Source organism: Kitasatospora sp. YST-16, assembly GCF_026802215.1.
In the GTDB taxonomy this organism is placed as follows: Bacteria; Actinomycetota; Actinomycetes; order Streptomycetales; family Streptomycetaceae; genus Kitasatospora; species Kitasatospora cineracea.
Genome location: NZ_CP113837.1, coordinates 7,115,150 through 7,135,777, shown reverse-complemented (window position 1 = coordinate 7,135,777; position 20,628 = coordinate 7,115,150). Strand labels below are relative to the sequence as shown.

Sequence of the window (20,628 nt, the reverse complement as noted above, 5' to 3'; positions counted from 1 at the left end):
TCAGGGCCGGCGCCGCTCCGCCCGCCGTCCGGGCAGGGCCTGGACGATCAGGGCGAGCAGCCCGGTGGCGGCCAGGACGCACCACAGGCAGGCCCGGAACGCGGCGGGGACGGCGCCGGGGCCGGGGGTGTCGGCGAGCACGCGGTAGAAGACCAGGCCGATCAGGGCGACGCCGAGGGCGTTGCCGACCTGGAGGCCGGTGGTCAGCACGCCGCCGGCCGAGCCGGCGCTCGCGGCCGGGACGCGGGCCAGCACGGTGGCGGTCAGCGGGGCGAAGGACAGGCCCATGCCGGCGCCGTCCAGCAGCAGGCCGGGCAGCAGCCACCCCGGGCTCCGCCCGTCCCCGGCGACCGCCCACAGCTCCAGCAGCAGTCCGGCGGCGCGCAGCGCGCAGCCCGCGGTGATGGCGTGCCGGCCGATCCGGGCGGCGAGGTGGCGGGCGGTGGCGGAGGCGGCGACGTAGCCGGCGCCGAGCGCGCTGAAGACCAGGCCGGAGGCGATCGGCGTGAGGTGGCGGCCCTGCTGGAGGTAGAGCGCGAACACCAGGAAGTAGGAGGCCATCGAGGCCCAGAAGACGAGTTGGGCGGCGAGTCCGGCGGTGAAGGCGCGTTCGCGGAACAGCGCCAGGTCGACCGAGGGGGTGCCGCCGCGGCGGCGCAGGCGGCGCTGCTGGAGGGTGAACGCGGCGAGCAGCAGCGGGGCGGCGACCGGCAGCAGCCGGGTCCACAGCGGCCAGCCCTGTTCGCGGCCCTCGATCAGCGGCAGGCAGAGCGCGGTCAGTGCGGCGGTCGCCAGGGCGAGGCCGGTCAGGTCGAGGCGGGGGCGGCCGGGGGCCTTGGACTCGGGCAGCAGGCGGGCCGCGGCGGTCGCGGCGGCCAGGCCGATCGGCAGGTTGACCAGGAAGCAGGCCCGCCAGCCGAGGCCGAACAGGTCGGCGCGGATCAGCACGCCGCCGATCAGCTGGCCGAACACGGCGGCGATCCCGGACGCGGCGGCGTACCAGCCGACCGCCCGGGTCCGGGCCGGGCCCTGGTAGGAGGTGGTGATGATGCCGAGCACCTGGGGGGCCATCAGGGCGGCCGCGGCGCCCTGGAGCACCCGTCCGGCGATCAGCAGGTCCGCGGTGGGCGCGGCTCCGGCGGCGGCGGAGGCGGCGGTGAACAGGGCCATGCCGAGGGCGAGGATCCGGCGGCGGCCGTACAGGTCGCCCAGCCGGCCGCCGGTGATCAGTCCAACGCCGTAGGTCAACGCGTAGGCGGCGACCATGAGTTGGATCTGGGCGTCGGTGGCGTGCAGGTCGCGTTGGACGGCGGGGACGGCGACGTTGACGATGAAGAAGTCGAGTCCGCCGAGGAAGACGCCGGTGAGGACGATCGGCAGGGTGGCGCGGTGCGGCCCGGGCGGCCCGGCGGCGGGCGGGGCGGCGGTGGGCACGGTGGTGCTGTCGGTCATGGGAGGGCGGGCTCCTGGGGAGGCGACGGGAGGGCCGCGCCGCTCCGCCCCCGGGCTGCGGGGGCGGGGCGCGGTACGGGCTCCACTCTTCCCGGGGCCGCCGGGTGCCTCAACTACCTGCCAGGTAGGCGGCGGTGCGGTCGTCGGCGGGGAAGAAGCTCTCGATGATCAGTTCGGCCATGGTCAGGTCGCGGGCGGTGCCGAACGTGGCGATCGTCCCGATGAAGGACAACTCCCGGTCGCCGTACCGCAGTTCGAGCGGGATCATGATCTCGTCCGGTCCGGGCACGTGCAGTTCGGGCACCGGCTGGTCGCACGGGTAGCCGAGCAGTTCCTCGTGCAGCGGGCGGAGGCGTTCGTCGAGGGCGGCGCGGCGGGCCAGGCCGGTGAGCAGTTTGGCGCGCCACTGGCCGAGGTTGACGATCCGGGGGGCCATCCCGTCGGGGTGCAGGACCAGGCGCAGCACGTTCGCCGGGGGTGCCAGCAGGTGCGGGGCGACGCCCGCGGTGAACAGCCGGTCGAAGGGTTCGTTGGAGGCGACGATGGTGCGCCGGCCGTCCAGCACCAGCGCCGGGTAGGGCCGGTGGCCGTGCAGCACCCGCCGGACCGCGTCCAGGACGGGCCGCATCGCCGGGTCGTCGAGTGCCTTCTCCTGGAAGACGGGGGCGTAGCCGGCGGCTAGCAGCAGCGTGTTGCGGTCCCGCAGCGGCACGTCCAGGTGTTCGGCGAGCCGCAGCAGCATCTCGCGGCTGGGCTGCGAGCGCCCGGTCTCCACGAAGCCGACGTGCCGGGCCGAGACGCCCGCCAGGTTGGCGAGTTCCAGCTGGCTGATCCCGCGCCGTCGCCGCCACTGCGCCAGCAGCGGCCCCACCTGCGCCCGTTCGACCGCGTCCACCGTCATCGGCGTCCCCCTTCCGTCCGGCCCCAATCTACGCCGGGCCCGCCCGGCCTCGGCCGGGCGGGCCCTACAGCACTGGTGCGATGTCGCGGTGGACGGCTCAGATGTCGCGGAAGACCTCGATCTGCGCGCCGACCGAGTTGAGGCGGGCGGCCAGGTCCTCGTAGCCGCGGTTGATCACGTAGACGTTGCGCAGGATCGAGGTGCCCTCGGCGGCCAGCATGGCCAGCAGCAGGACCATCGCGGGGCGCAGCGCGGGCGGGCACATCATCTCGGCGGCGCGCCAGCGGGTGGGGCCCTCGACCAGGACCCGGTGCGGGTCCATGAGCTGGACGTTGGCGCCGACCCGGCCGAGTTCGGTGAGGTAGACCGAGCGGTTCTCGTACACCCAGTCGTGGACCAGGGTGGAGCCGTGCGCGCAGGCGGCGATCGCGGCGAAGAACGGCAGGTTGTCGATGTTGATGCCGGGGAACGGCATCGGGTGGATCTTGTCGATCGGGGCGACCAGCTTGGAGGGGCGCACCGTCAGGTCGGTGAGCCGGGTGCGGCCGTTGGCGGCGGGGTACTCGGGGCCGCGCTCGCAGTCCAGGCCCATCTCCTCGAGGACGGCGAGCTCGATCTCCAGGAACTCGATCGGGACCCGGCTGACGGTCAGTTCGGAGTTGGTGACGACGGCGGCGGTGAGCAGGCTCATCGCCTCCACCGGGTCCTCGGAGGGGGCGTAGTCGACGTCGGTGTCGATGACGGCCTTGCCGTGCACGGTGAGGGTGGTGGTGCCGATGCCCTCGACCTCGACGCCGAGCAGTTCCAGGAAGAAGCACAGGTCCTGGACCATGTAGTTGGCACTGGCGTTGCGGATGACGGTGGTGCCGGGGTGGCGGGCGGCGGCGAGCAGCACGTTCTCGGTGACGGTGTCGCCGCGCTCGGTCAGCACGATGGGGCGCTGCGGGGAGACGGTGCGGTCGACGCTGGCGCGGTAGCTGCCGGTGGTGGCGCTGACGTGCAGGCCGAACTGGCGCAGTGCGGACAGGTGCGGCTGGACGGTGCGGGTGCCGAGGTCGCAGCCGCCCGCGTAGGGGATCTCGAAGCGGTCGGCGCGGTGCAGCAGCGGGCCGAGGAACATCAGGATGCTGCGGGTGCGGCGGGCGGCGTCCTCGTCCATGCCGGAGAGGTCGAGCTGCGCGGGCGGGGTGATCTCCAGGTCGACGCCGCCGTTGGTCCAGCGGTGGCGCACGCCGATGCTGGCGAGGACCTCCAGCAGCCGGTAGACCTCCTCGATCCGGGCGGCGCGGCGCAGGGTGGTGCGGCCGGTGGTGAGCAGCGAGGCGGCGAGCAGGGCGACGCAGGCGTTCTTGCTGGTGCGGACCTCGATGCTGCCGGAGAGGGTGCGGCCGCCGACCACCCGCAGGTTCATCGGGCCGGCCACGCCGAGCGAGACGATCTCGCTGTCCAGGGCCTCGCCGATCCGGGCGACCAGGTCCAGGCCGATGTTCTGGCCGCCGGACTCGATCCGGGCCACCGCGCTCTGGGTGGTGCCGAGGGCCGCGGCGAGCTGGGTCTGGGTCCAGCCCTTGTGGGTGCGGGCGGCGCGGACGAGCTTGCCGATGCGGGAGAGGTAGTCTTCGGTCACTGCGCGAACATATCTCACCTGTGCGATGCAATGCATCTTTGCTGGTTGCGCGGCGCGTTCCTGGCGGTTGATCCCGGGTCAGCCGGCGCCCGTTGCGGCCGGGCCCGCCGCCGAACCGCTTCACGGGCCGGGCGCGGGCGTGCCAGGATGCGGACCCCGACGAGGCCGGTCGGGGACGGGGAGGGGTGCGGCGGTGCGTGCGGACGGTCGGCGGGAGCCGGAGGGGGAGGTCCCGCGGCTGGTGGCGGCGGCCCGGGCCGGGGACGCGGCAGCGCCGGAACGGCTGCTGGGCGGGCACCTGTCGCCGGTGCACCACCTGATCGCCCGGGCGGTCGGCCCGGACGAGGCCGGCGACCTGACCCAGGAGACCGTGCTGCGGGCGGTGCGCGGCCTGCCCGAACTGCGCGAGCCCGAACGTTTCAGGTCCTGGCTGGTGGCGATCGCCTACCGCCGGGCGCAGGAGCACGGCCGCCACCGGGTGCTCGAACTTCCGCACCGCTTCGAGGCGTTGGACGCTCCCGGCCCGGCCGGCGACTTCGCCGAGCGGGGCGTCGCCGAGCCGGCGCTGTCCGCCCAGCGCCGGGAACTCGTGCGCGCCACCGCCTGCCGGACGCGGCGGCCGTGCTCACCGCCGACGCCGCCCCCGACAACGGCCGGGACGTCCAGCGCGGGGCGAACTCCCGCGCCAGCGGCAACAGGTGGGACGGCACGCCGGTCGACCTGTTCCAGGGCACCGAGCCGTCCGCCGCCCAGGGCCCGCGCCCGGCCGACGGCGGCCTGCCGCGCAGCGCCTTCCTGCGGCTCCGGACGGCGGCCGGGGCGACCATGACCGAACAGCACCCGGGCTGAGCCCCCGCCCGCTACCCCTCCGCACCCGCCGGGCCCGCAGGTACTCGCGGCCCAGCAGCCGCAGCAGCGCGGGCTTGGCGGGGCTCGCCGGGCGGCGCAGCAGCGCGCCGGGGTCGGCCCGGGCGGCGGTGGCGGTGAGCCGCTCGACGCCGACCAGGCAGCGGACCATCGGCCGGTGCGCGGGCGCCACCAGCCCGGCGAGGGTCCGGCCGGCGGCGCGGTCCCGGTCGGCCCGGTCCAGCAGCGCCCCGAGCAGGGCCCGCACCGCCGGGGTGGCCTCGCCCCGTTCCAGGTCGGCGCGGGTGACGCCGTGCTCGGCCAGGGTCTGCCGGGGCAGGGTGAGGCGGCCGTCGGCGAGGTCCTCGGCGAGGTCGTTGACGAAGTCGAGCCGCTGGCAGGAGTCGATGAAGGTCCGGCAGGCCGCCAGGTAGGCGCGCTGGTCGCCGTCCGGGCCGAGCAGTGCGGCGACGACCATGAAGCCCGGCAGCGAGTACCCGTCCAGGTAGTCCTGGTAGTCGGCCTCGGTGGCGAAGCCCGCGAAGTCCAGGTCGGCGTCCGCGGCGGCCAGGAAGTCCAGCACCCGCCCGCGCAGCACCGGCCGGGCCTCGACGCTGTTCAGCAGCGGCCGCAGGTCCGGCCGGTCGGTGCGGCCGTCCCGGAGCGCCGCGGCGACCTCCGCGCGCCAGCGGTCGGCCGCGGCCCGGCGGGTGGCGGGCGGCCCGCTGTCCAGCAGGTCGTCGGTGCGGTGCATGAACGCGGTCGCGGCGATCACGTGCGGCAGCGTCGCGGGCGGCAGCAGCAGCCCGGCGGCCAGCGCGACCTCCCGCTTGTACGCCGCCACTTCCGCCCGCTGCCGCCCGTACGCCTCCCGCAGCGCGGGCTCCCGCACCCCCGCCGCGTCCAGCGCCCGCTCCCAGCCGCCCACCCGTCCCCGCCCTTCCGTCGTTCCCGCCCCTGTTCCCGTTCCTGACCGGCCATCCTGCCAGTACCCGGGCCTGCCCGGCCGGGGTGGTTCAGCCGGGCAGGCCCGGGACGACCAGGCCGGATTCGTAGGCGAGGACCACGGCGTGGGTGCGGTTCTGGGCGCCGAGCTTGGTCAGGACGTTGCCGACGTGGGTCTTGACGGTCTCGGGGCTGACGGTGAGCGCGTGCGCGATGTCGGGGTTGGAGCGCCCGGTGGCCATCAGCCGGAGCACGGCCTCCTCACGGGGCGTCAGGCCCGCGTCCGGCAGGGCCCGCCCGGAGTCCAGCGGGCGGGCGGTGACCATCCGGCGCAGGTCGGCCGGGAAGAGGATCTCCTCGCCCGCGGCGACGGTCCGCACCGCCCGGGCGATCCGGTCCACCGGCAGGCGCTTGAGGACGAACCCGCTGGCCCCGGCGCCGAGCGCGGCGGTGACGTGGCCGTCGTTCTCGAACGTGGTGATCACCATGACCCTGGGCGGCTCCGGCACCTCGGCGAGGATCCGCCGGGTGGCCGCGATGCCGTCACAGCGCGGCATCCGCACGTCCATCAGCACCACGTCCGGCCGCAGCAGCCGGGCCTGTTCGACCGCCTCCAGGCCGTCGACGGCCTCGCCGACCACGGTGATCCCGGGCTGCGCGGCGAGCAGGACCCGCAGGCCGCTGCGGGTCACCGGGTCGTCGTCGGCGATCAGCAGCGTGACGGCGGGCGCCACCGCCACCGCGCTCACGCGGGCGTCCGGAGCGGAAGGCGCGCCACTCACGCCGACGTCCGGAGCGGAAGGCGCGCCACTCACGCCGACGCCCGGAGCGGGAGACGGGCCGCCAGGACCCAGTGGCCGTCGCCGTCCGGGCCGGCCCGGAACTCGCCGTTCAGCAGGCTCACCCGTTCGGCCAGGCCGGCCAGCCCGTGGCCGGAGGCCGGGAAGGCGGGCCGCCGGCCGCGGCCGGTCGGGTTGGCCACGGCCAGCTCCAGCCACCCGGCGGGGGCGAGCAGCGCGGTGACCCGGACCGGGCCGTCCGCGCCGTGCCGCAGCGCGTTGGTCACGCCCTCCTGGAGGATCCGGTAGGCCGCCCGGGCCACCGCGCCCGGCACCCGGTCCAGGCCGTCGGAGAGGTCGGTCCGCACCTCGGTGCCCGCGTGCCGCAGCCGCTCCAGCAGTTCGGGCAGGTCGGCCAGGGTCCGGACCGGGGCGGTGCCGGCCTGTTCCTCGCGCAGCACGCCCAGTACGTGGTCGAGGTCCGCCAGGGCGGCCCGGGTGGACTCCTCGATGCTGCGCAGTGCGGCCCGGGCGGCCGCCGGGTCGCCGGTGAGGACCTCGCCCGCGACCGCCGCCTGGATGGTGGCCGCCGTCAGGGTGTGCCCGATCGAGTCGTGCAACTCCTGGGCCAGCCGGTTGCGTTCGGCCAGCTGCCGTTCCCGGGCGGCGGCCAGCGCGAGCCGCTCGGCCGGGGAGGGGCCCAGCAGCCGGGGGGCGAGCCGGCGCAGCGTGCCCGAGACCGCGGCGCACACCAGCGCGGCCAGCAGCACGCACACCAGGGACGCGGCCCAGCTCCCCCAGCCGTCGCCGGAGCGCACCGTCCGGCCGGACAGCGACAGTTCCAGTTCGCCGCCGAGCCACCGCCCGGGCAGGGCGAGCGCCGCCAGCAGCAGCAGGTTGACCGTCAGGGTGGCGGCCCAGCCCAGCGCGGCGTGCAGCAGCAGCCACAGCGGGGTCCGCCGCCGGTCCGCGCCGAACGCCCCGGACGGCGGCGGCAGCGGGACGTCCAGCAGGCGGCGGGCCCCCGCCACCAGCGCCCGCCGGGTGGAGCGGGCCGTCCCGGCCAGCGCCACCAGCGCCGCCCACCCCGCCAGCACCAGCCCGGCCCGCGCCCCGTACGGGCCGGAGCCCCACGCCAGCGCGGGCAGCGCCGCGACCGGCAGCAGCAGGGCGCTGGCCGCCGCGCCGAGGAACGCGAACAGCGTGCCGGTGTAGGTGGAGCCGCGCAGCAACGGCCCGATCGCCCAGGTCATGCAGCAAGTATGGCGTCCGGGCCGGGCCGTCCCCTCCCCCGATCGGGGGAGCCCGGGTTCCCTCCCGGCCGGGAGGTGCGGCGGGGGCGCGGTGCCCCAGGATCGGTCCGGTCCGGAAGTGCCGGACGCCGTACGGAAGGACCGCCGATGCCCGCCCCGGGAACGACCGCCGAGCACCCCGCAGCAGCCCCCGCAGCAGCCCCCGCAGCCCCCAACTCCCCGGCGACGGCTGCCGTGCTGCTGGGCGCCCTCGGCCTGTTCACCTCGTTCGCCCTGGTCGGCGGCCCGGTCGGCCTGGCCGGCCTGGTCACCGCCGGGTTCGCCCTGCGCACCGCCCGCCGCACCGGCACCGGCCGGGGCCGCGCGGTGGCCGGCCTGCTGCTCTCGCTGGCCGCGGTGGCGCTGTCCGTGCTGGCCGCCGTCCTGCTGGCCTGGTACGCGAACCACACCCAGCAGTGCTACCGGCCCGACGGCCTCCACCAGTACGTCGAGTGCGTCCGCCGCAGCCTGTCCGACCGCTGACGGCCCGTCAGCCGCCCATCCGTCAGTCGTCGGCCAGCGCGGCGTCGACCGCGGCCCGGGCGTGCAGGGCGGTGGTGGGGAAGAGCGGGACGGGGCTGTCGGCGGGGCCGACCAGCAGTTCGATCTCGGTGCAGCCGAGGACGACGCCCTCGGCGCCCCGGGCGACCAGCCCGGCGATCACCTCCCGGTAGGCGGCCCGGGACTCCTCCCGGACGACGCCCAGGCACAGCTCCTGGTAGATCACCCGGTGCACCAGCTCCCGGCCCGGCGCGTCCGGGACGAGCACCTCCAGCCCGTGCCCGGCCAGGCGGCCCCGGTAGAAGTCCTGCTCCATGGTGAACGCGGTGCCCAGCAGTCCGACCCGCCGCAGCCCGGCCGCCCGGACCGCCGCGGCGGTGGTGTCGGCCAGGTGCAGCAGCGGCACGTCGACCGCCGCGGCGACCTGGTCGGCGACCTTGTGCATGGTGTTGGTGCAGATCAGCAGCAGGTCGGCCCCGGCCGCCGCCAGCGCCCGGGCCGCCGACGCCAGCACCTCCCCGGCCTCCGCCCAGCGCCCGGCCGCCTGCAGCCGCTCGATCTCGGCGAAGTCCACCGAGTACAGCACGCACTTCGCCGAGTGCAGCCCGCCGAGCCGCTCCCGCGTCAACTCGTTGAGCAGCCGGTAGTACTGGGCGGTCGACTCCCAGCTCATGCCGCCGATCAGTCCGATGGTCCTCATCGCGCCAGTCTGCCATCCGGCCGCGGGCCGTCAGCCGTCGAGTTCGGCCCGCAGGGCGAGGACGCGGGTGAGGCCGGAGGGGTAGGGGAGGGTGCGGGCGAGGTGGTCGGCCCGGACGAGGGCGGTGCGGGCGGTGCGGGCGGCCGCGGGGTCGGCGAGCCGGGCCGCGGCGGTGGCGTGCGCGATCAGGGCCTCGGTCTCGGCGAGGCGTTCGCCGCTGGCGTGGGCGCGGGCGGCCTCGGCGGCGGCGATCCGGGCGGCCTCGGCCGGGCGGCCGGCCGCGAGGTGGGCGTAGGCGGCGAGTTCGGGGGCCCGGACGGCGGCGTCGGCGCCGAGGACGGCCAGCGCGCCGGCGGGGTCGTCACCGCGCAGGGCGAACAGGGCGCGGGCGCGCCGCACTTCGTGGTGGGCCTGTTCGTCGCCGGGGGTGCCGGCCCGCTCGAGGAGGGCGGCGGCGCGCTCCCGGTCGCCGGTGCGCAGCCGGACCCGGGCGAGGACGGCCAGGGCGTAGGGCAGCGACCAGGCGTCGTCCCAGTCGGCGGCGGCGACGGCGGCTTCGGCGTACTGGGCGGCGGTGTCGTTCTCCTCCAGCAGGAGGTGGAGTTCGGCGAGGTTGAGCTGTTCGAAGGCGGCGGCGACCGGGTCGCCGGACTGCCGGGCGTGGTCGAGGGCCTGGCGGCCGAAGCGGACCGCGTCGTGCAGGCGGCCGTGCCGGCGGGCGTTCTCGCGCAGGGTGGAGAGCACGGAGCCGAGCAGCACCGGGTCGCCGTACGCCTGGGCGGGGGCGAGGGCGAGGTCGCCGGCCCGGCGGGCTTCGCCGAAGCGGCCGGCCAGGCCGAGGGTGATGGCCTGCATGGCGTGCGAACGGGCTTGCAGGAGCCGGCCGTTCGGTCCGGTGACGAGTTCGGCGGGGTGCTGGGCGCGGCGGGCGGCCAGGTACGCGTCCTGGTAATGGCCCTGGGTCTTGTCGAGGTTGGAGCGGGCGAGGTGGTGCAGGGCACGGGCCTCGGGGCCGGTGCGCTCCTGCGGTGGGTGGGCGGCCAGGACGGTGAGCGCCTCGTCGAGTTCCCCGGCCCGGAACAGGGCTTCGGCGAGGTGGGCGGCGGTGGCGACGGTGTCGTCGTGGTCACCGCGGGCCCGGAACTCGGCGAGTGCGGTGCGCAGGACGGCGGCGGCGCGGCCGGGTTCGCCCATCCGGCGCAGGACCTGGCTGTGGGCGAGGCGGGCGCGGGCGGCGTCGACGTCGAGGCGGGCGACCAGGTCGCGGTAGTAGCGGTCGGCGGTGTCGTTGGCGTAGAGCGCGGCGGCGCGTTCGGCGGCGCGGCGCAGGTACTCGGCGGCGCGCGGGTCGTCGGCGCGGGTGAAGTGGGAGGCGAGGGCGTCGACGGCGTCGGGGCGGCGGCGCTGGACGGCCTGGGCGTAGGAGGCGTGGAGTTGGCGGCGGCGGACGGCGGAGAGGCCGTCGTAGCAGGTGAGCCGGACCAGGGGGTGGCGGAAGGCGAGTCCGGGCTCGGCGCGGCCGGCGATGACGACCCGGCGTTCCTCGATGAGGGCGGCGGCGATGGCGTGTTCGACGGCGTCGGCGGCGGCGGCGCCGGTGACGGGCGGGTGCAGGCCGTGTTCGGCGACGTCGAGGAGTTCGGCGAGGGCGGCTTCGCCGCCGGCGACGGAGAGCGCCTCGACGAAGCGGCGGGCGTGCGGGTCGAGCCGGACGAGGCGTTCGCCGACCAGGTCGCGGACGCCGGCGGGGGGCTGGCCGGGGGCGTCGCGGTCGCCGCCGCGGGCGAGTTCGAGGGCGAACAGCGGGTTTCCGAGCGAGAGTTCCCACACGTCGGGGCGGGGGGCGCGGCCGGTGGCGTCGCGGACGGCGGCCAGCACGGCGGCCTCGTCGAGCCGTCCGAGTTCCTCGCGGACGGCGAGTTGCCGGCGGAGCAGGGCGGCGACGGCGCGGCGGCGGGCGTCGCCGTCGGGGAGTTCCTCCTCGCGGTAGGTGGCGAGGAAGCGCAGCGGGGTGCGGCGGTCGTGGGCGCGCCGGGCGAGGTGGCCGAGGAGCTGGTAGGAGCCGGTGTCGGCGGCGTGCAGGTCGTCGAGGACGACCAGGACGGGGCGGGTGGCGGCGAGGTCGCCGAGCAGGGCGGCGCCGGCCCGGAACAGGCGGTCGCGTTCCTCCTCGGGGCTGCGGGCGGTGCTGGTGGGCACCTGGCCCAACGAGGGCAGGAAGGCGGCGAGTTCGGGGTACTCGGCGCCGACCCTGGCGCGTTCGGCGGGGTCGTGCTCGGCGAGCCAGCCGTCGAGGGCGGCGGCGAAGGCGCCGTAGGGGGTGTGGTCCTCGGCGTCCTGGCCGCTGCCCCACAGGACGGCGGCGCCGTCGGCGGCGGCGCGGCGGGCGGCTTCGGCGGCGAGGCGGGTCTTGCCGATGCCGGCTTCGCCGGTGAGCAGCCGGACGGGGGCCCGGCGGAGGCCAGCAGGCGGTCCAACTCCCGTTCCCGGCCGTGCAGTCGGGCGCTGGCGGCGGTGCGCAGCCGGGCCGGGAGGGCGGTGGCGGCGGGTGCGGGGGCGGGGGTGGCGGCGAGGGCGGCGCGGTGCAGGCGTTCGGTCTCGGGGCCGGGGCGGATGCCGAGTTCGGCGTCGAGGGCTTCGCGGCACTGGTGGTACTGGCGCAGGGCGCGGCGGCGCTGTCCCTGGCGCAGGCAGGCGTCGATGAGCAGGCGGTGGGCGAGTTCCTCGGCGGGGCTGGTGGCGAGGACCCGTTCGGCGCAGGCGGCGGCGTCCTCGGGGCGGTCCTGGTCGAGGTGGGCGGCGGCGAGCCGCAGCAGGAGGTGTTCGCGCAGCCGGTCGAGCCGGGTGCGGCGGGCTGCGGCCCAGTGCGCGTAGCGGTCCTCGGGGAGCAGTTCGCCGGTGAACTGGCGTATCGCGTCGGCGAGTCGCTCGGCCCGGCCGTCGGCGAGGGCGTCCTCGGCGGCCTGTTCGGCGTGGTCGGCGTCGATCCAGACGGCGGCGGGGTCGAGCAGCAGGAGTCCGCCGTCGGCCTTGAGGTAGGACGAGGCGGCGCGGGGGGCGAGTTCGGGTTCGAGGGCGTGCCGGGCGGCGTGCAGGGCGACCCGGAGGCTGCCCGCGGCGGCGGCGGGGTCGGCGTCGGGCCAGCAGGTCTCCATGGCCTGTTCGCGGTGCAGCCGGTGGCCGGGGGTGACGGCGAGCAGTTTGACCAGGGCGCGGGCGCCGGGGCGCGGCCAGCGTTCGGCCAGTGGCGGCCCGGCGTCGCGTTCGGCCCGGAATCCCTCGAAGAGGTAGAGGCGCAGCACGGGTGGCGCGGTGTCCGTCCGGTGTGTCTCTCGTGCGCCCATAAGGCCGGCAACAGTACACGAACAAGCCTGGCACCCCGCAGGCGGGAGCCTGCGGGGTACCGGCCCTTTACCCGCCCGGACCGTTCTGCGGAGGTCCGGTGAAGGGGTTCAGGAGAGCTTGAACGTCGTCATCTGGTGAATGCCGTTGTCGATCGACAGCACCCCGCCGCCGAGCAGCTCGGCCGCCCGGTTGACGCCGAGGGCGTCGAAGTTGAGCGAGATCATCTCCTCCTTGCCGTCGCCGTCCAGGTCGACCGCGAGGTAGTTGCGGCCACCGCGGGCGTTGCCGAGTCCGGTCGCGGAGTGGAAGACGTTCCCGTCACCGAGGAAGGCCGGGTCGTAGGCGGCGACGCCGCCCTCGACACCGCCCACGACCAGCTTCCTGCCGTCCGGGCCGGTGATGAACTGAGCGGTGCGCAGCGGAGCGGCGACGGAGGTCCACCGGTCGTCGCCGCCCGCCAGGAACTGGCGCAGGGTTCCGAAGCTGATCAGGTTGAGGCCGTCGGCGGCGTCGCCGGTGAAGAAGTTGCCGTGCGACCAGGGGCTGCCGGAGGCGAACTGGTGGAGCAGTTCGCCGGTGCGGCCGTCGCGGATCTCCACGACGACGGCCGGGGTGGCGGCGGCGTCGCTGCCGTTGGCCGACGGGTCGATCCGGGCGATCCAGGTGTGCACGACGGCGTGGCCGTCGGCGTACGGGATCTGGGGCGAGGCGAAGACGCCGTGGTCCAGCAGTGCGCCGTACAGCTTGTGCCCGGCGGCCTGGGCCGGTGCGGTCGGGTTCGCCTGCCAGAGCAGGGTGCCCTTGGCGGCGTCCAGCGCGACGCCGTTCTGCACGGCGTCGGTGCGCTGGATGGCGTTGGTGCTGGAGTACTGGACGTGCACCCGCCCCTCGGTGACCACCGCGTCGGAGAAGACCACGTCGCCGGAGCCGGCCGGGGCGGCGTACGTCCACAGCGGGGTGCCGTCGCCCTTGTAGGCGCGCAGCGCGTCGGTCGGGACGAGGATCTCCTGCTTGCCGTCGCCGTCCAGGTCGGCCAGCGTGACCGAGCGGACGTACTTCCCGCCGCCGTCGATGGTGGCGAGCACCTGGCCGGTGCGACCGTCGAGCACGACGGTGGCGGTGTCGGCGGCGACCACGACCTCGGGCTTGCCGTCGCCGTTGACGTCGCCGGTGGTGACGGCGTGGGTCTCGCCGGGGACGGTGGCCTGCCACAGCTGCTTCGGGGTGCCGGTGAGCAGCGAGGGGCCGGAGTAGGCCCAGACGCCGTCGGAGTTGCCGCCGGCGACGACGTCGGGCCTGCCGTCGCCGTCGAGGTCGGTGGTGGCGGCGTAGTTGAGGTCGCCCCGCAGCGGGGTGAGGCTCTTCTGCTTGCCGTTGCCGAGGTTGTAGGTGCGGATGTTCTGCTGCTGGTCGACGGTGCGCACCACGCCGCCGTCGACCTGGTGGAGGCGGGGCGAGGCGGTGGCACCCGCGGTCTCCCAGCGGACCTTGCCGTTGCCGCCGTTGTAGACGGTGACCTTGCCGTAGCGCAGGCTGGAGACGTTGGCGGCCTTGTCCACGTCGGTGCCGTCCTGGGCACTGGCGACCAGGGCGCCGTCGGCGACGTCGAGCTGCCAGGTGCTGGGGCCGTTCCCGCTGGCGGTGGGCTTGGTGGTGGCGCTCCAGTTGACGGTGGAGCCGTCGCCGTCCAGCACCCGGACGGTGCTGGAGTCGATGTGGAAGCCCGCGTCGAAGGTGTCCTCGGCCACGGCGTACTCGTCGCCCGCGTTCTTGCCGAGGTCGCCGGTGGTGAAGGCGGTGGGCAGCACGTTGAGCCGGGTGTCGAGCACCGTGCGGGCGCCGTCGGCGAGGTCGTAGGAGACCACCGAGTACCCGAACTGCTGGGTGTAGTCCGGCTGTTCGATGGCGACCAGGCGCTGGCGCCCGGCGTCCAGCCGCAGGCGGCGGCCGTACAGGTCGCCCTCGCTCCGCCAGCCGACGGTGCCGTCGGCGGTGTCGAGCATCAGAGTGGTGCCGCGGGCGGGGGTGGTGGCGGTCATCCGGCGGTCGAAGGAGACCGCGACCTTGCCGCCGCCGAGGTCGACCAGGTCGCCCCAGGCCGAGACCCCGGCCTCGCCGGTGTCGTACGTCCAGGTCTTGGCGGGGGTGAGCTTGCCGTCGGCGTGGCCGAACCGGATGCCGGTGAGGGTGGCGGTGGCGGTCTTGGCGGCGCTGGTGTTCTGGCGCGGGGCGTCGGAGACCAGCAGGGTGCCGTCGACGACCCTGACGATGGTGCTGGAGGCGTACAGCTTGGTCCACAGGGTCTTGCCGGTGGAGCCGTCCAGCACGGTGACGAAGGTGCCGTAGGTGAGGGTCGAGCCGTCGGCCGGGTAGAACGGCCGGTACGGGTTCTCGCCGACGTTGGCGGCGATCACCAGGTCGGGCACGCCGTCCCCGGTGAGGTCGGCGGTGTCGTAGCCCTGGGGCGCGTCCGAGCTGAACGGGCTGAACATGTCGTACGCCACCGGGATGCGCACCGGGTAGGGCTCGGTGTCCCACGGGCGCAGCGGCTTGAGCTGCCAGTCGGCGTACAGCGAGGCGTTGGTGCGGGCCCAGGCGGTGGAGCCGTCGGCCTTGTGCAGCTGGACGTTGCCGAGGCTGTGCACGGTGAAGTAGCTGCCGTCCTGCCCGGCGGGCACGGTGGCGGCGATGCCGCGCACGCCCTCCAGGGCGGAGGTGGCGGTGAAGGTGACGGGCGCGTGGGCGTCCAGGTGGCTGCCGCTTCCGGTGTCGCCCTGGGCCGGGTCGGTGGTGGCCTCGGAGCTGTCGGTGGCGGCGGCCTGCGGGTAGGCGTCGGCGTTGATCCGGGCGTTGAGGTCCTGGGCCTGCCGGTCGGTGATGCGCAGCACACCGTCGGTGCCGGAGGTGGAGTCGGCGGCCAGCGCGTACGGGGCGGCGGTCAGGGCCAGGCCCGCGGCGACCAGGCCGGAGGCGAGCCGGAGGGCTCTGCGGTGGGTGGTCATCACTTGGCTCCCTGGGTGAAGCGGATCGCCGAGCCGTTGGTCAGGACGGCCTGGTCGAAGGAGTACTGGAGGGCGTCGGTCCCGGCCTGGTTCTCCAGGCCGACGGTGGCGCCGGACCCGCCCCCGGGCACGTTCTGGTACTGGAAGGTGATGGCGCCGGTGGCCTCGTCGAACAGCACCTCGAAGCTGACCCGCTTCGCACTGTCGGCGACCAGCGGGACGTTGTCCCAGACCACGGCGAAGGTGCGCCTGCCCGCGGTGCCGGTGGTGGCGGTGGTGACGGTGGCCTTCTTGTCGAGCGTCAGGTCGTCCCAGAACGGGGCGACGACGCCGTTCGGCTTGTAGGCGGTGGGCAGCGCGGTGTTGGCGTAGTCGCCGATCCGCGGCTCCAGGAAGTCGACCAGGCCGTTGGTGGTGACGGCGGCGCTGGTGTACGTGACGCCGTAGTACGTCACCGGGAACGGCAGGGTGACGGTCTTGGCGTCCTCGTCGCCGCTGAGCGCGACCTTGCTGCTGCCCTTGACCCAGCTGTAGGCGGCCGGGGCGCAGCTGGTGCCGGAGTTGTCGGTGCGGGCCGGGGTCCGCACGGTCTTCTTGACGTCGGCGGCGACGGCCAGCGGGCCGGTGAACACGCCGTTGCACAGCACGGGTTGGGCGGGCTTGACGGTCAGCGTGTAGCTGCCCTCGGCGACCTTGCCCAGGGTGTAGGAGCCGTCCTGGCCGGAGACCACGGAGGCGACGGGGGTGCCGGTGAGCTCGACCACGGCGCCCGCCAGCGGCTTGCCGGTGACGTCCAGCACGGTGCCGGTGACGGCGTGGGTGGCGACGGCGGTCATCGCCAGCGGGACGTCCTGCGGCTGCCCGGCGACGACCGTCAGGCCCTTGAGCGCGAAGTTCGCGTAGCCGTACCCGGAGGCGGCGAGGTCGTAGCTGCCGGGCGCCAGCGCGAGGCGGTAGGAGCCGTCGGGGGCGGTGGTGACGGTGCGGGTGCCGGTGGCGGCCGAGCTGATCTTGACGGTGATGCCCGCGAGCGGGGCGCCGGTCGCCCGGTCGGTGGCCCTGCCGGTGATGTTCACGGCGGTGTGCGGGGCCAGGTCGACGGACTTGAGGATGTCGAGCCTGCCCTCGCCCCAGACGTTGTTCATGCCCGCGGTGCCGCCGCAGTGGGTGTCGTCGACGTCCCGGGCGCCCTGGTTGAGCAGCGCGCGGGTACCGTCGATGTCACCGATCAGCGAGGGCGCGGCCGACCACAGCAGCGCGACGGCGCCCGCCACGTGCGGGGTCGCCATCGAGGTGCCGGACTCCGCCATGTACGCCGAACCCGGCCAGGTGGAGCGGACGTTGACGCCGGGGGCGGAGATGTTCGGCTTGGCCGAACCGTCCACCAGGGACGGGCCGAAGCCGGAGAAGTTCGCGATCCTGCCGTTCACGTCATACGCGCCGACGCCGTAGGACGGGGCCTGCGAGCCGGGGGCGTGCGCGGTCGAACAGGTGGTGCCGTCGCCGTCGTTGCCGGCCGCGAAGGCCTCGAAGATGCCCGCGGAGTTCCACGCCTCGACGATGTCCTGGTAGAAGGTGGTGTCGTCGCCGCCCCAGGAGTTGTTGACGATGTTCGGCGCCAGGTCGGGCCGCGGGTTGTTGCCGTTGTGGTCGGTCGGCGCCAGGATCCACTGGCCGGCCTTCAGCAGGTACTCGTCCGAGCACTGCGAGGACTCGCAGCCCTTCGCGGCGATCCACTTGGCATTCGGGGCGACGCCGATGCCGTTCTTGGCGACCATGGTGCCCATGGTGTGGGTGCCGTGGCCGTTGTTGTCGCACGGGGTGCTGGGGGTGGCGCACGTCCCGGTCGGGTCGTAGAAGTTGTAGTCGTTGGTGAAGGTGCCGTCGCCGTTGTTGCCGCGGTAGTCGGCGACCAGGTCCGGGTGGTCGTACTGCACGCCGGAATCGACGTTGGCGATCACGACGCCCTCGCCGCGCGCGTCGTACTGCGACCACACCTGGTCGGCCTCGATGTCCTTCACGCCCCACTCGGGCGTGCCGTCGCCCGCGTCGGTGGAGGCGGTGGCCGACAGCTGGGTGTCGTCCACGTGGTAGCTCTGCGCCTTGACGATCTTCTGCACGTCGTCGCGCTTGGCCAGCTTCGCGACCAGCTCGGCGTCGCCGGTGACCTGGACGGCGTTGGCGATCCAGTAGTCCTGGTGGCCGACCCGCTGCTCGTCCAGGAACTTCTTCAGCGCGCCCTGGCTGCGCTGCGCGGTGTCCTGCAGCTCCCGGTAGGCGGCCTTCGCCTGCTCGGCGTGCGAGCCCTTGCCCTTGGCCTTGCCGAGGTCGGCGCGGTCCTTCAGCACCACGAAGAAGGTGGCGTCCTGACCCCCCGCCACCGCGCCGGTCAGGGCCGGGTCCACCTGGACGGTGGCGGAGCCGGAGGGGGCGGGGGCGGCGGCCGTCGCGGCGGGCAGCGGGGACGCGGTCAGGCCGGCCGTCACGGTCAGTGCGGCAGTGGCCCAGAGAGCCGTTCTGCGCCGGTTCTGTCGGGGCAGGTGCATCGGGGGAATCCTCCAGGGAGGGAGCAGGATTCCCCGAAGGTAGGGAGCGGCCGTTACTGCGGAATTACAGGCTCCGCGGCCGCCGGCCCCGCCGCGGGCGGGACGGGCTCCGGCGGGGCGTCCGGGTCGGGGCGGACGGCACCCAGGATCGGCAGCATGGTGACGGGCGCGAGCTTGACCACAGTGCCGGTGTGCGGGGCGTGCACGACGGCGCCGCCGCCCAGGTAGAGCGCGACGTGGCCGGCGTCCCCGTGGTAGATCACCAGGTCGCCGGGGCGCAGGTCGCGCAGGGCGACGTGGCGCAGGCCCGCCCACTGCTGCTGGCTGGTGCGCGGGATCGGGACGCCCGCCGCCCGCCACGCCTGCGAGGTGAGGCCGGAGCAGTCGAACGCGTCGGGGCCGGTGCCGCCCCACAGGTAGGGCTTGCCGCGCTGGGCGAGGGCGAAGTCGACGGCCCGCCGCCCGGCCGCGGACGCCCCGCCGCCGGGGCCCGCGGCGGACAACTGCCGGGCGGCGCCGTCCGCGAGGGCGCTCTCCCACCGGTCGAGCCGGCCGAGTTGCTCGGCGGTGGCGGCGGCCAGCACCTGCTCGGTGCGGGCGGCGCCCTGCCGGGCCTGCTCCAGGGCCCGTTGGGCCCGGTCTGCGGCCGCCGACGCCGACTGCTCGGCCTGCCCGGCCCGTTCGGAGAGCAGCACCATCCGGTTGCGGGCCTCCCGCAGGTCGCGCAGCACGGCCGCGGCGCTGCGCGAGTCGGACGCGGCACGCTGCTGCCGGTCGAGGAAGTCCTCGGGCCGGTCGGCGAGGAACAGCCGGGCCAGCGAGCCGAGTCCGCCGTTGCGGTACTGCTCGGCGACCAGCCGGGCCGCCTCGGTCTCGGCCTCGGTGAGCCGCCCGCGCTGCTGGTCGGCCTGCCGGGCGGCGTCCGCCGACTCCTTCCGGCGCTGCGCCAACTCCCCCGCGGCGGCCGTGTACTGCTGCTCGGCGGCCTCGGCGGTGTGCCGGGCCGCCGCGACGTCCCGGGCCAGCCGGTCGAGCGCCGGGTCCGCGCCCGCCGGGCCGGAGCCCCCGGATCCTCCCCCGCCCCGGCCGGTGGCGGGGCGGGATCGGCCGTGGCCGGCACCGCCGGAACGAACAGGAGCGCTGCCACCAGCAGGGCCGCGGCCCGCCAGGATCGGGGTGTGTCACGGGACACCGGAGTCCACCGTCCTCGGTCTGATGATCGGAACCACGGACACTGTGGCACCCGTCCCCGCCGCCCCCGGGGATCTCGCCGCCCGGAGGCAGCACACTCACCCGCGCGGCCCAGCCCCACCCGCAACACCCGTGCCCCGCATGCCCGCCGCCTCCCGGGGTAGCCGACCGTCGCCACGGACGGCAGGCGGCCGTCCGGTCCGAGAGGAGACGCGAACCCATGACCCAGCAGATCCTGACCGGCTACGATGGCTCCCCGCGGTCCCGGACCGCCGTGCACTGGGCCGGCGCCGAAGCCGCCCGGCACGGCGCGGAACTGACCGTGCTGCGGGTCTGGCCCTGGCTCGGCCCCTCCGAACCCGACGGCCCCACCACCGACCCGGTCCGACGGGCCGAACACGGCGACCTGGAGGCCGTGGCCCGGGAGGTCCTGGCCGCCCACCCCGACCTGACGGTGGCCACCCAGGCCGCCGCCGGCGACACCGCCGACGCCCTGGTCGACGCCTCCGCCGAGTACGACCTCCTGGTCCTCGGCTCCGACGGCCCCGGCGCACTGGCCGACCTCCTGGGCGGCTCGGTGGCCCTCTCCGTCGCCGCCCGCGCCAGCTGCCCGGTGGCCCTGGTCCGGGAGCAGCCGGATGCCCCGGAGGACGAACTCCCGCTCATCCAAGGCGAGTTGCCCACCCCGGAGAACCCCCTCCCCACGGCGACGAACCCGTTCCCCGCCACCGTCCCGGAAGACGAACCGCCCGCCACCAGCGCCACCGCCGTCGCCACCGCCCCGACGAACCCGTCCGCCACCGCCGTCGCCCCGGGCCCGTCCCCCGCCGCCGCCCTGGAGGGCGAACTGTCCGCACCGGACCCGCACTCCGCCACCGCCGTCGCCCCGAGTCCCGGTCCGGCCGAGATCGTGGTGGGCGTGGCGGGTGAATCCTCGCTGCCCGCCGTGGAGTTCGCCCTCGCCGAGGCAGCCCGCTCGGGCGGGCGGGTCCGGGCGGTGCACGGCTGGGAGCTGATGCCGTTCTGGTCGGCGACGCCCGGCTGGCTGCCGCCCGACACCGACGCCGACGACCAGGCCTCGCGGATCGAAGCCGACCTGACCCGGACACTGGCCCCCGCCCACGCCGCCCACCCGGAGGTCGAACTACTCGTCGAGGCCCGCCTCGGCGGCGCCGCCGCCGGACTCCTCTCCGCCACCGAACACGCCGACCTGGTAGTCCTCGGCCGCCGCCCACACCTCCTGGGCCACAGCCTCGGCCCGGTCGCACACGCCACCATCCGCAACAGCCCCGCCCCGGTCATCCTCGTCCCCCAACCCTGACCCACCCCACCCCATCGGCCCATAACGATCAGATGCCGACAGGGCCCGATGGGCGTCCTCCTCGGTAGTGCTGTGGACCGGATGGCCGGAGCGGCAGGACCGGCCTCACGGGGCCCTCGTTGTACCGGTCATGATCAAGAGACTCTTCGCCGAAGCCGACGGTCGTGGCGGGCGGCCGGG

General features: G+C 75.6%; 13 protein-coding genes and 2 pseudogenes. 3 read left to right on the top strand and 12 right to left on the bottom strand.

Annotated elements, in window-relative coordinates:
- From OU787_RS32085 to OU787_RS32075, 3 genes are all read right to left on the bottom strand, one after another.
- Window positions 1–1,452: an MFS transporter gene (locus tag OU787_RS32085; RefSeq protein ID WP_030462475.1), complete on the bottom strand. Its 1,452-nt coding sequence runs from the start codon at window positions 1,450–1,452 to the stop codon at window positions 1–3.
- Window positions 1,453–1,561: 109 nt separating this feature from the next.
- Entirely contained in the window at window positions 1,562–2,353 is a 792-nt protein-coding gene (locus OU787_RS32080; RefSeq protein WP_268661464.1) for a helix-turn-helix domain-containing protein, read from the bottom strand.
- Window positions 2,354–2,450: 97 nt separating this feature from the next.
- Entirely contained in the window at window positions 2,451–3,980 is a 1,530-nt protein-coding gene (locus OU787_RS32075) for a UDP-N-acetylglucosamine 1-carboxyvinyltransferase (protein WP_030462477.1), read from the bottom strand.
- Window positions 3,981–4,005: 25 nt separating this feature from the next.
- On the opposite strand from OU787_RS32075, the pseudogene OU787_RS34935 reads away from it, so the two are divergent.
- A pseudogene (locus OU787_RS34935) lies at window positions 4,006–4,440 on the top strand (RNA polymerase sigma factor); the annotation flags it as partial.
- A 165-nt stretch (window positions 4,441–4,605) separates the two neighbouring features.
- On the opposite strand, the gene OU787_RS32070 reads toward OU787_RS34935, so the two are convergent.
- The 3 genes from OU787_RS32070 to OU787_RS32060 all read right to left on the bottom strand — a co-directional run bounded on the left by OU787_RS32070 (window position 4,606) and on the right by OU787_RS32060 (window position 7,803).
- A complete protein-coding gene (locus tag OU787_RS32070) occupies window positions 4,606–5,754 on the bottom strand; it encodes a squalene/phytoene synthase family protein (RefSeq protein ID WP_268661463.1) in 1,149 nt (382 codons plus the stop codon).
- A gap of 88 nt (window positions 5,755–5,842) precedes the next feature.
- Window positions 5,843–6,511: a response regulator transcription factor gene (locus tag OU787_RS32065; RefSeq protein WP_268661957.1), complete on the bottom strand. Its 669-nt coding sequence runs from the start codon at window positions 6,509–6,511 to the stop codon at window positions 5,843–5,845.
- 71 nt (window positions 6,512–6,582) lie between these two features.
- Window positions 6,583–7,803 (bottom strand): sensor histidine kinase, encoded by a 1,221-nt coding sequence (locus tag OU787_RS32060; RefSeq protein ID WP_030462481.1) that lies wholly within the window; start codon window positions 7,801–7,803, stop codon window positions 6,583–6,585.
- 147 nt (window positions 7,804–7,950) lie between these two features.
- On the opposite strand from OU787_RS32060, the gene OU787_RS32055 reads away from it, so the two are divergent.
- Window positions 7,951–8,325, top strand: coding sequence for a DUF4190 domain-containing protein (locus tag OU787_RS32055; RefSeq protein WP_268661462.1), 375 nt, complete (start codon window positions 7,951–7,953; stop codon window positions 8,323–8,325).
- A 22-nt stretch (window positions 8,326–8,347) separates the two neighbouring features.
- On the opposite strand, the gene OU787_RS32050 is transcribed toward OU787_RS32055, so the two are convergent.
- The 6 genes and pseudogenes from OU787_RS32050 to OU787_RS32025 all read right to left on the bottom strand — a co-directional run bounded on the left by OU787_RS32050 (window position 8,348) and on the right by OU787_RS32025 (window position 18,886).
- Window positions 8,348–9,043, bottom strand: coding sequence for an aspartate/glutamate racemase family protein (locus OU787_RS32050; protein ID WP_268661461.1), 696 nt, complete (start codon window positions 9,041–9,043; stop codon window positions 8,348–8,350).
- Window positions 9,044–9,073: 30 nt separating this feature from the next.
- The gene (locus OU787_RS32045; protein ID WP_268661460.1) at window positions 9,074–11,689 is read right to left on the bottom strand and encodes an ATP-binding protein; all 2,616 of its coding nucleotides are present in this window, start codon (window positions 11,687–11,689) and stop codon (window positions 9,074–9,076) included.
- Window positions 11,680–12,198, bottom strand: a pseudogene (locus tag OU787_RS32040) (AfsR/SARP family transcriptional regulator); the annotation flags it as partial. The pseudogene OU787_RS32040 and the gene OU787_RS32045, both read right to left, overlap by 10 nt.
- Window positions 12,199–12,495: 297 nt before the next feature.
- Window positions 12,496–15,390: an FG-GAP repeat domain-containing protein gene (locus OU787_RS32035; RefSeq protein ID WP_268661459.1), complete on the bottom strand. Its 2,895-nt coding sequence runs from the start codon at window positions 15,388–15,390 to the stop codon at window positions 12,496–12,498.
- Window positions 15,390–17,936, bottom strand: a complete 2,547-nt coding sequence (locus OU787_RS32030; protein ID WP_030462486.1) for a S8 family serine peptidase — start codon at window positions 17,934–17,936, stop codon at window positions 15,390–15,392. The genes OU787_RS32035 and OU787_RS32030 overlap by 1 nt, the downstream gene beginning before the upstream one ends.
- Before the next feature lie 53 nt (window positions 17,937–17,989).
- Complete coding sequence (locus tag OU787_RS32025; protein WP_268661458.1) at window positions 17,990–18,886, bottom strand: C40 family peptidase; 897 nt, start codon at window positions 18,884–18,886, stop codon at window positions 17,990–17,992.
- Between the two features lie 461 nt (window positions 18,887–19,347).
- Here OU787_RS32025 and OU787_RS32020 point away from each other — a divergent pair, with 461 nt between their 5' ends.
- The gene (locus OU787_RS32020) at window positions 19,348–20,448 is read left to right on the top strand and encodes a universal stress protein (RefSeq protein WP_268661457.1); all 1,101 of its coding nucleotides are present in this window, start codon (window positions 19,348–19,350) and stop codon (window positions 20,446–20,448) included.
- The last annotated feature ends 180 nt before the right edge of the window (window positions 20,449–20,628 follow it).

What these genes read in the sequence shown, in the direction of transcription:
- OU787_RS32085 (WP_030462475.1), bottom strand. Translation starts at nt 1,452, where the DNA reads ATGACCGACAGCACCACCGTGCCCACCGCCGCCCCGCCCGCCGCCGGG.
- OU787_RS32080 (WP_268661464.1), bottom strand. Translation starts at nt 2,353, where the DNA reads ATGACGGTGGACGCGGTCGAACGGGCGCAGGTGGGGCCGCTGCTGGCG.
- OU787_RS32060 (WP_030462481.1), bottom strand. Translation starts at nt 7,803, where the DNA reads ATGACCTGGGCGATCGGGCCGTTGCTGCGCGGCTCCACCTACACCGGC.
- OU787_RS32055 (WP_268661462.1), top strand. Translation starts at nt 7,951, where the DNA reads ATGCCCGCCCCGGGAACGACCGCCGAGCACCCCGCAGCAGCCCCCGCA.
- OU787_RS32050 (WP_268661461.1), bottom strand. Translation starts at nt 9,043, where the DNA reads ATGAGGACCATCGGACTGATCGGCGGCATGAGCTGGGAGTCGACCGCC.
- OU787_RS32035 (WP_268661459.1), bottom strand. Translation starts at nt 15,390, where the DNA reads ATGACCACCCACCGCAGAGCCCTCCGGCTCGCCTCCGGCCTGGTCGCC.
- OU787_RS32030 (WP_030462486.1), bottom strand. Translation starts at nt 17,936, where the DNA reads ATGCACCTGCCCCGACAGAACCGGCGCAGAACGGCTCTCTGGGCCACT.
- OU787_RS32020 (WP_268661457.1), top strand. Translation starts at nt 19,348, where the DNA reads ATGACCCAGCAGATCCTGACCGGCTACGATGGCTCCCCGCGGTCCCGG.